The sequence below is a fragment of the Mycolicibacterium gadium genome, from assembly GCF_010728925.1.
Taxonomy (GTDB): Bacteria; Actinomycetota; Actinomycetes; order Mycobacteriales; family Mycobacteriaceae; genus Mycobacterium; species Mycobacterium gadium.
Window position 1 is genome coordinate 131,041 of record NZ_AP022608.1, and the last position, 15,328, is coordinate 146,368.

Here is a 15,328-nt window from a genome sequence, read left to right on the forward strand (position 1 = left end):
GACGACGGTGTTCCCGGGGCGCGGCGAAAGGTTTGACGGACAGTGACTACGACCATTCCGGTGTTCAACCCCTCGACAGAAGAGCAGATCTTCGAGGTCGTCGACTCAGACCAGGCAACAGTCGACGCGGCCGTCGCCAGGGCGCGAGAGACCTTCGAATCCGGGGTGTGGCGCAAGCTGCCCGCCGCGCGTCGCGCAGAGGTGCTTTTCCGCGCTGCCGAGATCATCAGGGAACGTACCGACGAGCTCGCCCTGCTCGAGGGCCGCGACAACGGCATGAACAAGGTGGCCGGTGAGCAGATCATCAAGGTGTCGATGGAGATGCTGCTGTACTACGCGGGCTGGGTCGGCAAGATCCATGGCGAGTCCAGCAGCGTCGTATCCGATGGCCTGCTCGGTCACTACGAGAGCTTTCACAACTTCACCCAGCTCGAACCGGTCGGGGTGTGTGGCCTCATCATCCCCTGGAACGGGCCGTTCTTCGTCGCGATGCTCAAGGTCGCGCCCGCCCTCGCGGCCGGCTGCTCCTGCGTGCTCAAGCCCGCCGAGGAGACGCCGCTCACCGCGTTGAAGCTGGAGGAGATCTTCCGCGAGGCGGGCCTGCCCGACGGCGTGCTCAACGTCATCACCGGTTACGGCGAGACCGCCGGTGCGGCGCTCACCGCGCATCCGGACGTCGACAAGATCTCGTTCACCGGGTCGACAGAGGTCGGCAGGCTGATCGTCAAGGCGGCCGCCGGCAACCTCAAGCGCCTGACGCTCGAGCTGGGCGGAAAGTCGCCCCTGATCATGTTCGAGGACGCCAATCTCGACAAGGCGATCATGAACGCGAGCCTTGGACTGCTCGCCGGATCGGGGCAGAACTGTTCCTGCACCTCGCGCATCTACGTTCAACGTGGCATCTACGACCAGGTGGTCGAGGGAATCGCCGGATTCGCCAAGATGCTGCCGATGGGAGGCAGCGAGGACCCCGACTCGGTACTCGGACCGCTGATCAGCGACAAACAGCGCCAGCGTGTCGAAGGCATTGTGCAAGAGGGTGTTTCGAAGGGTGCCGAGATCGTCACCGGCGGCAAGTACCTGGACCGCAAGGGCTACTTCTACGAGGCGACGGTCATCACCAACACCACGCCCGATATGCGGCTCATCCGCGAGGAGATCTTCGGACCGGTCGGCTGCGTCATCCCCTTCGACGAGGAGGAGGAGGTGCTGGCTGCCGCCAATGACACGGAGTACGGACTGGCCGGCGCCATCTGGACGGAGAACCTTGGGCGTGCCCACCGAGTCGCGAACGAGCTTCACGCAGGACAGGTCTGGGTCAACTGCGCCCTTGGCGCGGATCCGGCGATGCCGATCTGCGGGCACAAACAATCGGGCTGGGGCGGCGAGCGCGGTCGCAAGGGCATCGAGGAGTACTTCAACACCAAGGCGGTCTACATCAGCCTCTGATCAGGTCGAGGCGCGCACGATCAGCCGGGTGATATCGGCCGGCTGCGGTGGCGGTGGCGAGGGATAGTCGAGTTCGGCGAGCAGCGCCGCGATGGCGACATCGGCGACCGCGCTCGGATTGAACTCGACCGTCGTCAGGGGTGGCGAGCTCAGTGCTCCGATGGGTGCGGCGTCGACCCCGATGACCGCCAAATCGGTAGGGCACGTCAAACCCGCCTCCCGCACGCCGAACAGGATCAGGCACGCCACCTCGTCGCTCTGTGCGCACACCGCGGTGACGCCCTCGCGTACCCACGAGGTGACGACACCCACGACGTTCTCATGGGTGACGTCGGCGACGCGGACGGGAGGCAATTGTCTCGCCGTGGCCGCCGACAGGACCCCGCCCAGCCAGTAGTCACCCAGGGCCCGCCACCTTTTCGCGCCCGCGCGCGCGAAGGCGATTTCGCGATGGCCGCGCGAGACCAGGTGATCAACTCGTATCTCGCCCACGGACTCCGGCGGATTGCCCAGTGCGGGCAGCGTCCCGATCTCGATATGCGGAATGTTGGCCGACTTCATTGCCTGCACGACTCGCTCGGGCAGCGGGAACAGGCTTGTGACGGCAACGGGATCGATGTTCTCGATCGCGTCGACGATGTTGCGGTCGTCCTCGGTTTCGAAGATCTGAATCTGCAGCAGCCCTGCGCGTGCCAGATCGGCCGTCATCCGGCTGCCCGCCTGCAGTGGCATGTCGCCGACGGCGATACGGGGCACCACGTAGAGCACCGCCCCGCTCTTACCCCGCGCCAGATTGCGGGCGGCCAGGTTCGGCCGGTAACCCAGCTGCTGGGCGGCGCGGATCACGGCGTTGCGGGTCCGCTCGGAAATACGGTGCCCTTCGACGTCGTTCAGGACGTAACTCACCGTGGCCGTCGACACGTTCGCCAGACGTGCGACGTCAGCGTTGGTGGGCCTGGGCAGTCGCGTTTCGCCGGCTGCTGCGCCCCGGGGACCGGCCATGCCACATCGTGGCATGTTCGGTGCCGGGGCACGCACATAGTCCGCGGCGTGGTCACCGCCGCATCGGTGTCAGAGCTGTGCCCAGACCGACTTCGTCTTCAGGTAGGCGTCGATACCTTCCTGGCCGAACTCGTGTCCCCACCCGGACTGCCGGTACCCGCCGAACGGCACCGCGTGGTCGAATACCAACTGGCAGTTGATCGTTACGGTTCCGGCCTGCAACCGCTTGCCGAGCCGATGCGCGCGGCTGAGGTTGTTGGTCCACGCGGTGGCCGCCAGGCCGTACGTCGTGTCGTTGGCCATCGCGACGGCCTCGTCGTCGTCCTCGAACGGCAGGACCGTGACCACGGGTCCGAAGATCTCCTCCTGGTACAGCCTCATGTCACGGTTGACGTTGGTCAGGACGGTCGGGTGCACGAAGTAACCCTTGCGGTCCAGGCGATGACCGCCGGTCACGACATCGGCACCCTCGGACTTGCCCTCGTCGATGTAACCCATGACGCGCGTCAGCTGCTTCTGACTGATCAGCGGCCCGCTCATGCATCCCTCCTCGTCAGGTCCGCCGAGCTTGACGAAGTTGGCCATGTTGGAGATGCCTTCGAGTACCTGGTCGTAGACGCCGCGCTGGACGAATACGCGCGAGCCGCACACACAGCCCTGACCGGAGTGCACGAAGATTCCCATCGACGCCATGAAGATGGCCTTCTCCAGGTCCGCGTCGTCGTAGATCAGCACCGGCGACTTGCCGCCGAGCTCGAGCATGACCTTCTTGAGGTTGCCCGCCGATGCCCGCACGATTTCCTTGCCGATCTCGGTCGAGCCGGTGAAGGCGACCTTCTCGACGTCAGGGTGCGCCGTGATAGCCGCACCTGCGGTGTGGCCGTAGCCGGTCAGCAGGTTGACGACGCCCTCGGGCACGCCTGCCTCGTGGATCAACCGGTTGAGCAGGATCGCCGACAGCGGCGTCTCCTCTGCGGGCTTGACCACCATGCTGCAGCCTGCGGCCAGCGCGGGCGCGAGCTTTGCGCATGCGTTGAAGATCGGGCCGTTCCACGGAAAGATCAGGCCCACAACGCCATACGGCTCCTTGAGCGTGTAGGTGTGCATGTCGACCCACGTGTCGGTGGCAATTCCCGCGGTCTTCACGTCATACGCGTTGCCGCTGATCTTGGAACACCAGCCGGCGTAGTAGCGGAAGAACTCGGCGCAGTTGGGTAGACCCAGCGTCGCCTGCATCAGCGGCATGCCGGTGTTGAGCGAATCCAGGTGAGCGATCTCGTCGGCGTGCTCGTCGATGAGATCGGCGATCTTCCACATGATCTTGGCCCGCGCGCGTCCGGGCAACTCCGACCACACGCCCGCCTCGAACGAGGCCTTTGCGCGCGCGACGGCCTCATCGACGGCCTCCGCGCCGCAGTCGGTGAACTCGACGATCTGCTCTTCGGTCACCGGGTTGATGACCGAGATCTTCTCACCCGTGCCCGGCCGTGCGGTGAGTTCGTCCAGAACCGTCTGCAGTGTCACCGTCGATGTCATCGTTGACCTTTCTCGTCGCCCACGGGGAGCGCGTCGCCCACCATGCTGAGCAACTGCTTAGCACGGTCGCGACGCGAGGGTCAAGGCAGGCGCGAGTGGATGCGATGACCGGCTACGGTCAGGCGGCGGCGGAGACGACGCTCATCGCGTCGAAACGGTCGAGCACCGTGGCGGCGACCAGGTTGTGTGAGCCCAACGGCTCGGCCATCGGAATGCCGTGAGCTGCCGCATAGGCCGCCACGCGGTCCGTGATGATGCCGTGCGCCAGGAACCACGGGGCGATCACAAGATTCCGGGCGCCGCGGGCACGCAGCCGCTCCACCGCGTCGGCGACGTTCGGCCGTGGTCCGGTTGCGAACGCGACTTCGGCACCGGCCCAACGGGTTCCGGCGCTGAGCGCACACGCCACGTCCCCGGTTCGCGCGTTGGCTGCCTCGTTGGACGATCCGACGGCCGCGACCACAACACCAAGGCCCTCCTCGTCCGGCGACACCCCGGTCTCGGACAGCCGCTGCCGCAACACGGAGAGCAGGGCGGGATCCTCCCCGAGCACCTCGGCCTGGTCGACCCGCGCCTTCGACTGCTCGATCATCTCCGGGATGTCGACCCGCGCGTGATACGCGTCGGCCAGCAGGAACGGCACCACGACGCCATCGGGAAGGCCGGTCAGCACGTCACGCAGGTTCGGGTCGGTCTTCTCCAGGAACGCGGCCCGCACGTCGAGCCAGGGCCGCAGCCGCCGGATGCGGCCCGCAACGGCATGCGTCACCGCGGCCGACCGCGGGTCGACGCTGCCGTGTGCCGCCAGGACGAGTGTCGGGCGGCCGATGGGAGCCGGAACCGTCACGACGCGTGCAGTCCGCATTCCGTCTTCGTCTGGCCCGCCCAGCGACCGCTGCGCGGATCGGCGCCCTCGACGGGCTTCGCGGTGCACGGTGCGCAGCCGATCGACGGATAGCCCTCGAAAACCAGGGGGTTGACGAGCACATCGTTGGCGTCGATGTACGCCTGCATGTCCTCGTCGGACCACGCCGCGATCGGGTTGATCTTCACCAATCCGAAAGCCTTGTCCCAGCTGATAAGTGGCGCGTTGGCACGCGTAGGCGCCTCGACGCGGCGGATGCCGGTAACCCATGCCGAGTATCCGCGCAACGCCTTGGACAGCGGCTCGACCTTGCGCATCCGGCAGCACTCACTGGGCTCGCGGGCGAACAGATCCTTGCCGAACAACTCGTCCTGCTTGGCGACACTGTTCTCCGGCGTGACGTTGACGACGTTGATGTCATAGACCGCCTCGACCGCGTCACGGGTGCCGATGGTCTCGACGAAGTGGTAACCGGTATCGAGGAACAGCACGTCGACGCCCGGTCGTACCTTCGCGGCCATATCGACGAGGACGGCGTCCTGCATGTTCGACGCGACGACGTAGTTGCCGCCGAAGTTCTCGTCGGTCCAGCGCAGCAGTTCGTCGGCGTTCGCACCCTCGAGTTCCGCCGCGCCGCGTTCTGCCAACGCGATCAGGTCGACCTCATTCAAAAGATCCGTCATCGCAAATCCGCCTCGTCTGCTCGTACCGCCCACGTAGCGAAACGCTCGCCGGCCTCGCGATGTTTCACGAAGTTGCGAACGACCCGTTCGATGTAGTCAGCCAGCTCGGTCGAGAGCACCTTGTGCTGGCGCAACTTGCGGCCGAACCCGCTGTCCAGGCCGAGACTTCCCCCGAGGTGGACCTGGAAACCCTCCTCGGGACCATCGCCGTCGTCGACCATCTGGCCCTTGAACCCGATGTCGGCCACCTGGATGCGCGCGCACGAGTTCGGGCAGCCGTTGATGTTGACGGTGATCGGCACGTCGAGCTGGGCGTTGATGTCCTCGAGCCGTTTTTCCAGCTCCGGAACCAGCACCTGCGAACGGCTGCGGGTCTCGGCGAAGCTCAGCTTGCAGAACTCGATGCCCGTGCAGGCCATGAGGTTGCGCCGCCAGTGTGACGGCTGCGCCGGCAGGCCCAGCGCGTCCAGGCCGTCACGCAGCTCGTCGAGCTTGTCGTCGGGGACGTCGAGAATGATCAGCTTCTGATACGGCGTGAACCGGATCCGGTCGCTGCCCGCGGCCTCGGCCAGATCGGCCACCTTGGTCAGGATGGTGCCCGAAACGCGGCCCGCGATCGGTGCGACGCCGACGGCGTTCAAGCCGTTCTTCAGCTTCTGCACGCCGACGTGGTCGATCGGGCGGGTGACCGGGATCGGCGCGGGCCCGTCTATCAGCTTGCGCTTCAGATACTCGTCTTCGAGCACCTGACGGAACTTCTCCACGCCCCAGTCCTTGATCAGGAACTTCAGCCGGGCCTTGGACCGCAGCCGTCGGTATCCGTAGTCGCGGAAGACGCTGACCACGCCCTCCCACACGTCGGGCACCTCGTCGAGTGGAACCCAGGCACCGACCCGCTGGCCGAGCATCGGGTTGGTGGACAGGCCGCCGCCGACCCACAGGTCGAAGCCGGGTCCGTGTTCGGGGTGCTCGACGCCGATGAACGCCACGTCGTTGACCTCGTGCACGACATCCTGCAGACCCGAGATCGCGGTCTTGAACTTGCGCGGCAGGTTCGAGTACTCGGGCTTGTTGATGTAGCGCTCGACGATCTCGTGAATCGCCGGAGTTCCGTCGATCACCTCGTCTAGGGACTCGCCGGCCAGCGGCGAGCCGAGAACGACGCGAGGGCAGTCGCCGCACGCCTCGGTGGTCTGGAGTCCGACCTCGTCGAGCCGCCGCCAGATCTCGGGCATGTTCTCGACCTCGATCCAGTGGTACTGGATGTTCTGCCGGTCGGAGATGTCGGCGGTGTCGCGCGCGAACTCGGTGGAGATGCCGCCCAGCGTGCGCAGCGCGGCCGCGGTCAGGGCACCGCCGTCGCTGCGGACGCGCAGCATGAAGTACTCGTCCTCGAGCATGTCGGTGTTCTCGTCACCGGTCCAGGTGCCGTCATAGCCCGGCTTGCGCTGGGTGTACAGACCCCACCACCGGAAACGGCCACGCAGGTCACCCTTGTCGATCGACTCGAAGCCGTTCTTGGCGTAGATGCTCTCGATACGCGCCCGCACGTTGAGCGGGTTGTCGTCCTTCTTGGACTGTTCGTTCGGGTTGAGCGGCTCGCGGTATCCGAGCGCCCACTGACCCTCGCCACGCGGGCGCTTGACAGGCTTGGACTTTGATTCGGCTGTTGTCATGTGGTTTGGCTCCTTCGTGGAGCCGGACCGCGCGTCTCACCGGTGGGCTGACCGGCGGCGCAGATCCGGCGGCCAGCTGTAAGTACAGGTGGGCAGGTCAGCGCGTCAGGGCAGACAACAACAGGTACAGACGCGCTTGAAGTCGACGTGACGCCGCACCACCAGCGATACGCGGTGGGGGAAGATGCGGCCGGACTTCACGTTGCCAATTGTGCCACGAACACCGACAAAGGCCCTAACCGGGCCAGATTTGCGCTCACCGTGAGCAAAAGGCGCTATCTGGGAAACTGGGTGCATGACAGTCCCGACGGCAGGCGTGCGCGAGCTGCCCGATCTGGCGCTGACGCCGGGCCGTCCGTTCGGCGTCTACGTCCATGTTCCGTTCTGCGCCGCCCGCTGCGGTTACTGCGACTTCAACACCTATACCCCAGCGGAGCTGGGCGGAACGAATCCCGACAGCTGGCTGGCGGCGCTGCGTGCGGAGCTGGCAATGGCCGCCGATCGGCTGGGCTCCACTCCCGTCGTCGACACCGTCTTCGTCGGCGGCGGCACCCCGTCACTGCTCGGTGGCCCCGGTCTGGCGTCGGTGCTGGACGCGATCCGCGCGCATTTCACGCTCGCCAATGAGGCCGAAATCACGACGGAGGCGAACCCCGAGTCGACCTCACCCCAGCTGTTCGAGCACCTGCGGGCGGCCGGCTTCACCCGGGTGTCGCTGGGCATGCAGTCGGTGGCACCGCACGTCCTGGCGGTGCTGGACCGGGTGCACTCGCCGGGGCGGGCTCTGGAAGCGGCGCGCGACGCGCGCGCGGCGGGTTTCGAGCACGTCAACCTTGACCTGATCTACGGCACACCGGGGGAGACCGACGACGACCTGCTGCGCTCGGTCGACGCCGCCGTCGAGGCGGAGGTCGACCACGTGTCCGCCTACGCGCTGGTGGTCGAGGACGGTACGGCGCTGGCCCGCCGGGTTCGCCGCGCCGAGGTTCGTCCACCCGACAACGACGAGCTCGCGCATCGATACGAGTTGATCGACGCGCGGTTGTCGGAGGCGGGTCTGGGTTGGTACGAGGTTTCGAACTGGTGCTTGCCCGGCGGCGAGTGCCGGCACAACGTCGGCTACTGGAACGGTGGCGAATGGTGGGGTGCCGGACCCGGTGCGCACGGTTACGTCGGCACCACCCGGTGGTGGAATGTCAAGCATCCCAACCCTTATGCGCAGACGCTCGCCGAGGGGACGTTGCCGGTGGCAGATTTCGAGCGGCTCGACGCGGGCGCGCGGCACACCGAGGACGTCATGCTGCGGGTGCGGTTGCGCGACGGCCTGCCGATGGCGGCCCTGAATGAGGCCGAACGGCATCGGGCCCAGACTGTGATCGAGGACGGGCTGCTGATCCGCAACGGCGACCATTTGATCCTCACGGACCCGGGTCGCCTGTTGGCCGACGCGGTGGTCCGCTCTCTGCTTGACTGACGATTGAACGATTCTGCGGTGGTAATCCGTTGTGTTGGGCGACGACGGAAAGCGAGGAATGCGCCGGTGCATCGCACATGACCGATCCTGATCAGGGCGCGCTGCTGCGAGCGATTCACGATGCCCACAGCCAGGACCTGCAGCGATATGTGCTGCGATTGACGCGGGGGGACATGCCTTTCGCGGAGGACGTGGTGCAGGAGTCGCTGCTGCGGCTGTGGCGAAAGCCCGAGATTCTCGAACAGTCCAGCGAATCGGCGCGGGCGTGGCTGTTCACTGTCGCGCGCAACCTCGTCATCGACGACCGTCGCAGCGCGCGCTTCACGCGGGAACTGCAGAGCGACAACCTCCCCGAGCGGCCGTCGCTGGACGCGATCGGACCCGCGGTCGACAAGTGGGTCCTGGCCGACGCACTGAAGTCGTTGTCCAGCGATCATCGCAACGCCATCGTGCGCGCGTATTACCTCGGCCAGACCGTGGCCGATATCGCCCAGCAGGAACAGGTTCCCGAGGGCACGGTCAAATCCAGACTTCACTACGCGCTACGCGCGTTACGAAATGCGTTGCAGGAAAGGGGGGTTGGCCGTGACTGAGAACAAGCCCGACGACGATCTCGCGGAATGGGATGCCGCCTACGTGCTCGGCGCGCTGAACCCGAACGATCAGCGGACCTATGAGAACTATCTCGCCACGAACCCCGAGCGAAACGCCGAGTTCGGCGAACTGGCCGGGATGCCTGACATTCTCGACGTGCTCAGCCCGGAAGAGGCCCTGGCATTGACCGACCTCGCGGGCGGTCCGCCGACCGGCGATCGCCGGGACAACGTGACGTCGTTTTCCACCGCCTCGGCGAAGCGGCAGCGGCGGTCCGGGCGGGCCATCGCGGTCGTGGTGGCGGCCGCCGCGGCGTTGGCGATCGTCGGCGGCGTAGTCGGGGCGACTGTCTTTCCCCGCACGACGTCGGTACAGACGGTGGCGATGTCACCGATGCAGCCCGGGTCGCGTCCCGGCCTCACCGCCCAACTCGCCGTCACGGAAAAGAAGTGGGGGACCGAGCTCAACTGGTCCTGCGAGTACACGAAGGATTGGTCGCGCGAGGTCGACAGCTACGACATTGTCGTCACGACGAAGAGCGGCGGGCAGATGGTCGTGGGTTCTTGGCGTCCTGCCGGAGACGAAGCCGCCGGATTGTCGGCCGCGACCAGCATTCCGACATCGGAGATCGCCAAGGTCGATATTCGGGTGACCGGCACCGATGAACCGCTGGCCGTCACCAATCTCTGAGCGTTCACCGCGAGTCGGATGACGGCAGAAACGTGATCGGCGCCACGCTCATCAGCACGATGTAGGCCCTGCGTAGGGCCCAATTCCGGCGCCTCATATGCCAGGATGGCCACCATGATGCGGGGTTTGTTAGGCAAGGCTACCCAGACTTTCGAGCACGCCGGGCTTCGTTGATATGGCAGCTACCCCTGAGCCGGTCGCAATAGTCGGCATCGGCTGCCGGCTGGCGGGCAGCATCAACGACCCCGCGCAGTTCTGGACCTTCCTGATCGAAGGCCGCAGCGACGTACGAGAGGTGCCCGAGGAGCGCTGGGAACCGTATCTGCGCCGGGATCCGCGCAACGCGGCGGTGCTGAAGGAGACCACGCGCTGGGGCACCTTCCTCGACGACCTGGCCGGGTTCGACGCCGAGTTCTTCGGGGTGTCACCGCGCGAGGCGGAACTGATGGATCCCCAGCAGCGGCTGGCGCTCGAAGTGAGCTGGGAAGCGCTCGAACACGCGGGTGTGCAGCCGCGCACGTTGGCGGGCACCGACACCGCCGTGCTCATGGGCGTCAACTCCGACGACTACGGCAAGCTGATCATGGAGGACCTGCCGGGCATCGAGGCATGGACCGGGATCGGCACGTCCCTGTGTGGCATCGCCAACCGGGTGTCACACCTGCTCGATCTGCGCGGGCCGAGCGTCGCACTGGACGCCGCGTGCGCCGCATCGCTGGTGGCCGTGCACCAGGCCTGCCAGATGCTTCGCTCCGGTGAGACGTCGCTGGCGCTGGCCGGCGGTGTCAGCGCGCTGATCGGCCCAGGGCTGACGCGTGTGCTCGACGAGGCGGGGGCGACGGCCCCGGATGGGCGCTGCAAGACGTTCGACGCCGGTGCCGACGGTTACGGGCGCGGCGAGGGCGCGGCCGTGGTCGTCCTCAAACGCCTGACCGATGCGGTGCGCGACGGTGATCGGATCCTCGCCCTGGTGCGCGGCGGTGCGATCGCGCAGGACGGCCGTACGGTGGGCATCATGTCGCCCAACGGCGACGCTCAAGCCGACATGTTCGCCCGGGCGTGCGAGTCGGCCGGTGTGCCGCCCGCGAGCGTCGACTTCGTCGAGGCGCACGGAACCGGCACACCGACAGGCGATCCCACCGAGGTGCGGGCGTTGGCGTCCGTCTACGGAGTCAATCGCCCGGCGGACGCGCCGTGCCGAATCGGATCGGTGAAGCCGAACGTCGGCCATCTGGAAGGTGGCGCGGGCGTGGTCGGCCTCGTCAAGGCGGCGCTGGCCCTGCACCACGAAGCGATCCCGCCGACCGCCGGGGTGAAAACGCTGACCCCCGAGGTCGATTGGGCGACCAGCGGCCTGCGGGTGCCGACCGTCGTCGAACCGTGGGAGCGCACCGGCGACGCACCGCGTCGCGCCGCGGTGTGCAGCTACGGCTACGGCGGCACGATCGCCCACATACTGCTCGAGGAAGCCCCCCTGCCAGAGACACCGCCTGCCGCCGAGGTTTCAGCCATGCCGACGGTCGTCCCGATCTCGGCGCGCTCAACGGCGCGGGTGCGCACCCAGGCCCGTGTGCTGGCCGATCATTTGCGCGCCGGCGACAACGGACTCGATCGCGTCGCGGCGACGGCGTGGGTGCGTCGCTCGCACGAATCGGCAAGGGCCGCGGTGGTTGCGGAGAACATCGACGCTCTGGTGGCCGGGCTGGACGCGCTCGCCGACGACGAACCCCATCCAATGGTCGTGACCGGCAACGCCTTCGCGACCGAAGATGCGGTGTGGGTGTTCTCCGGCCACGGATCGCACTGGACCGGTATGGGGCAACAACTGCTCGACCGTGCGCCCGCATTCAGCGCGGTCATCGACGCGATCGATCCGGTGTTCCGCGACGAGCTGGGATTCTGTGCACGCGATGCGCTGCGCACCGGCGAACTCGGCGGAACCGACCGCGTGCAGGCATTGACGTTTGCGATGCAGGTGGGCCTTGCGGCGGTGCTGCGCGAGCGGGGAGTGACACCCGCCGCGGTCATCGGGCACTCGGTGGGCGAGGTCGCCGCATGTGTGACCGCAGGTGTGTTCGACCTGACGGTGGGCGCCGCGGTGGCGTGCTATCGAGCGCGTGGATTCCAGTCGGTGATGGGCGACGGCGCCATGGCATTGGTGCGCCTGCCCTTCACCGAAGCCGAACGGAGACTCGAGGGACATCGCGGTGTGGTTGCCGCGATCAGCGCTTCACCCGCATCGACCGTCGTGTCCGGCACCATCAGCGCCGTCGAGCAGATCTGCCAGATTTGGGCCGACGACGGCGTGATGATCCGCCGCGTCAACACCGACGTGGCGTTCCACAGTCCGGCGATGGATGCGCTGACCGGCGAACTCGGTCGACTCACCGCAGAGCTACCGCCGCCGCGCCCCGCCGAAATCCCGTTGTACACAACGGCACTGACCGATCCGAGGTCGACGGCACCTCGCGACCAGCACTACTGGGTGAGCAACCTTCGCGATCGCGTGCGCTTCGCCGAAGCGGTGACCGCAGCGGCCGAGGACGGTCATCGGCTGTTCCTGGAGGTGTCCGCCCACCCCGTCGTCTCACATTCGATCGTGGAGACGTTGACGCACGCGGGCATCGACGAGCATGAGGTCGTCCCGGTGCTCCGCCGCGACCGTCCGGAGCTGCAATCGGTGGCCACTGCGGTGGGCGCCCTGTACTGCAACGGCGCCCCTGTACGCCACGGCATTGGTGCCTCCACGCCATGGGACGACTCGCTGCCCGTCACGCAGTGGCAGCACCGCCGCTTCTGGCGCACGCCGACGCCGCCGCCCGGTGGTCGCGGCGTGCATGACGTCGACACCCACACCCTGCTGGGCGGGCGGATGGACGTGACAGGCGCCGTCGCATCCACCATGTGGCAGACCCGCCTGGATATGGACAACCGCCCGTATCCGGGCAACCATCCCGTGCAGAATACGGAAATCGTCCCTGCCGCAGTCATTTTGAACACCTTTCTAGGGGCGGTCGCCAATCTGAACACGCGCTCTGACCGGTCGGGTACCGACCTCGTGGACGTCCGCCTGCGCACCCCGGTGGCGCCGAGCCGCGCCCGCGATGTGCAGGTGGTCCTGCAGGACCGCGGGCTGACGCTGTCGACGCGGCTGGTGGACGACGACGACCCTGCCGATGACGGCGGGTGGCTCACCCACAGCAGCGCGGTCGCCGCCGCCGACGACGACATCGAGGATCTTCTCGGACAGGTGATCGACGAGTTTGCCGCGCGTCAGCGGTGTGCCGACGTCCTTGCGCCGGACCACATCGTGGACACCCTGGCGACGCTCGGTGTCGCGGCGATGGGATTCGATTGGGAGATAATCGATCTGCGCCGCGCCAATTCAGAGCTGATCGCGCGGGTCGCCGCCCACGGCGACCGGACTGCGCCTGCGACGTGGGCGTCGCTGCTCGATGCGGCGACATCGGCGGCCTCCACGATTTTCGACGGACCACCGCGGCTGCGGATGCCTGCCCGGATAGAGCGTGTGCAGGTGTACGGCCGTCCGCCGGCAGTCGCGGTGCTGCAGGTTCGACGCCGGCCAGGCACCACCACGACCGATGTGCTGATCGCCGACGAGTCGGGCACCGTGCACGCATCCCTCACCGGGATGTCGTTCGAGGAACTCGAAAACCCTGCCGGAAGCGATCTTTCGCGGATGCTGCACCACGTCACGTGGCATTCGATCGCGTGGGCCGAGGGCGAACGGCCGTCCGCGGTGTTTGTCATCGGCGGAGACGCCGACACCCGACGCTTCGTGACCCGCGATCTCTCCGCCGTCGAGGTGCCCCATGTGACATATGCCGATCCGGGCGAGATCGCCGAGGCCGCAGGCGAACTGGATCGCGATGCTGTAGTACTGGTCCTGCCCCGCACGCACGACACCCCGCAGAGATCGGTCCAGGTCGTCATGCACACGTTGCGGCACCTACTCGATCGCGGGGCGAAGGCCCGCGTGTGGGTGCTCACCCAGGGCGTGCACGAAGGCGGCAATGTCGTCCACGCCCCGCTGTGGGGGCTGGCTCGCGTCGCGGCCGCCGAGCATCCCGAGATCTTCGGCGGTGTCCTCGACGTGGGCGATGCGAACCTGCCCGTCGGCGCCCTCGCATCGCTTCGCGGTCATCCCGTCGTCGTGATCCGCGACGGCGACGCCAAGGTCGCGCGGTTGGCCTTCGCCGGGCGGGGGACCGGGACACCCATGCAGTGTTCGCCGGGTGGTACTTACCTGATCACCGGCGGCACAGGCCTTCTCGGCCTGAGGATGGCGCAGCGCCTCGCCGATATCGGCGCTCGGCGCATTGTTCTGCTTTCTCGCTCAGGCATGTTGGACCGTGCCGAGTGGCGAGACTCGGCGGAATCCGAGCTGATTCGCACCGTGGCCGCGCTCGAGGAGCGAGGGGTGTCGGTCCACGTCATGCCGCTCGATATCGGCGCACCCGATGCCGTCGAGGCGCTGCGCGTCGCGCTGCGGCATCTGCCACCCGTGCGGGGTGTCATCCATGCCGCCGGCGTGGAAGCAGGTGCGCTGCTTGTCAACACGGGTGCCGAAGATTTCGAGATGGCGATGCACCCCAAGGTGGACGGGACCTTGACATTGCACGAGGTCTTCCCGCCGGAGCAGTTGGATTGGATGATCCTGTTCTCGTCGTGCGGTTACCTCGCGGGCTTTCCGGGGCAGGGTGCCTACGCGTGCGCGAACTCGTTCCTCGACGTCATGGCCCGCCATCGCCGTCGTCTCGGCGACCGCACCGTCAGCATCGCGTGGACGGCGTGGCGAGGTTTGGGTATGGGTTCGACGTCCGGCTTCGTCGCCGCTCAGCTGGACGCGCTCGGCATGGGCGCCATCGGTGCTGACGAGGCGGTCCGTGCGCTCGATCTGGCGATGCGCGATGATCAGCCGAATGTCGTTGTGCTTCCGGTCCTCCCGGGAGCCACCGCGGTTCCGATGCTCGCCGATGTAGCGCCCGTCGAGGACGATGGGTCGGCGCCGGCGGATCCGGCGGCGGGCAGTTTTGCGGGAGACGACGGCGAGCCCGACCCGAAGCGCGTCATCGAGTGCGTCGTCGGCGCCGTTTCGGCCCAGCTTGGTCTCTCGGAAGACGACGTGGAGACCGGGTTGCCGCTGGTGGAGATCGGTGTCGATTCGATCATGACCGTCGGACTGTTGCGTCAGCTCGAGAAGCAGACCGGGGTTCCGCTGCCGCCGACGCTGCTGTGGGAATACCCCACCGCGGCCGCGGTGTCGGAGCGCATCACTGAGCTGCTCGCATCGCCGGAGGCCGCGCAGGAGTCCTGCGAAGTCCCGGTGTCCTGATCG

At 67.1% G+C, this 15,328-nt stretch carries 11 protein-coding genes; 5 read left to right on the top strand and 6 right to left on the bottom strand.

Annotated elements, in window-relative coordinates; genetic code table 11:
- Positions 1-42 precede the first annotated feature (42 nt).
- Entirely contained in the window at positions 43-1,449 is a 1,407-nt protein-coding gene (locus tag G6N36_RS00650) for an aldehyde dehydrogenase family protein (protein WP_163684104.1), read from the top strand.
- Here the strand turns inward: G6N36_RS00650 and G6N36_RS00655 are convergent, their stop codons facing one another.
- From G6N36_RS00655 to G6N36_RS30290, 6 genes are all read right to left on the bottom strand, one after another.
- Positions 1,450-2,451, bottom strand: a complete 1,002-nt coding sequence (locus tag G6N36_RS00655) for a LacI family DNA-binding transcriptional regulator (RefSeq protein WP_163684106.1) — start codon at positions 2,449-2,451, stop codon at positions 1,450-1,452.
- 69 nt (positions 2,452-2,520) lie between these two features.
- Positions 2,521-3,975 carry an aldehyde dehydrogenase family protein gene (locus G6N36_RS00660; protein ID WP_163690282.1) on the bottom strand — a complete coding sequence of 485 codons (1,455 nt, stop codon included), beginning with the start codon at positions 3,973-3,975 and terminating at the stop codon, positions 2,521-2,523.
- Between the two features lie 130 nt (positions 3,976-4,105).
- The gene (locus tag G6N36_RS00665) at positions 4,106-4,852 is read right to left on the bottom strand and encodes a sirohydrochlorin chelatase (RefSeq protein WP_163684108.1); all 747 of its coding nucleotides are present in this window, start codon (positions 4,850-4,852) and stop codon (positions 4,106-4,108) included.
- Positions 4,831-5,535, bottom strand: a complete 705-nt coding sequence (locus G6N36_RS00670; protein ID WP_163684110.1) for a phosphoadenylyl-sulfate reductase — start codon at positions 5,533-5,535, stop codon at positions 4,831-4,833. The genes G6N36_RS00665 and G6N36_RS00670 overlap by 22 nt, the downstream gene beginning before the upstream one ends.
- The gene (locus G6N36_RS00675) at positions 5,532-7,211 is read right to left on the bottom strand and encodes a nitrite/sulfite reductase (RefSeq protein ID WP_163684112.1); all 1,680 of its coding nucleotides are present in this window, start codon (positions 7,209-7,211) and stop codon (positions 5,532-5,534) included. Before G6N36_RS00675 ends, G6N36_RS00670 begins: the two co-directional genes overlap by 4 nt.
- A 105-nt stretch (positions 7,212-7,316) precedes the next feature.
- Positions 7,317-7,508, bottom strand: coding sequence for an Ms4527A family Cys-rich leader peptide (locus G6N36_RS30290; protein ID WP_372512378.1), 192 nt, complete (start codon positions 7,506-7,508; stop codon positions 7,317-7,319).
- Here G6N36_RS30290 and hemW point away from each other — a divergent pair.
- The 4 genes from hemW (at position 7,507) to G6N36_RS00695 (ending at position 15,325) form a co-directional block, all read left to right on the top strand.
- A complete protein-coding gene (gene hemW, locus G6N36_RS00680; RefSeq protein WP_163684114.1) occupies positions 7,507-8,685 on the top strand; it encodes a radical SAM family heme chaperone HemW in 1,179 nt (392 codons plus the stop codon). The genes G6N36_RS30290 and hemW overlap by 2 nt on opposite strands.
- Positions 8,686-8,762: 77 nt before the next feature.
- Positions 8,763-9,278, top strand: a complete 516-nt coding sequence (locus G6N36_RS00685) for a sigma-70 family RNA polymerase sigma factor (RefSeq protein ID WP_163684116.1) — start codon at positions 8,763-8,765, stop codon at positions 9,276-9,278.
- On the top strand, positions 9,271-9,969 hold the full coding sequence (locus tag G6N36_RS00690) for an anti-sigma factor (protein WP_163684118.1): 699 nt from the start codon (positions 9,271-9,273) through the stop codon (positions 9,967-9,969). The genes G6N36_RS00685 and G6N36_RS00690 overlap by 8 nt, the downstream gene beginning before the upstream one ends.
- A gap of 175 nt (positions 9,970-10,144) precedes the next feature.
- Complete coding sequence (locus G6N36_RS00695; protein ID WP_163684120.1) at positions 10,145-15,325, top strand: type I polyketide synthase; 5,181 nt, start codon at positions 10,145-10,147, stop codon at positions 15,323-15,325.
- Positions 15,326-15,328 lie beyond the last annotated feature (3 nt).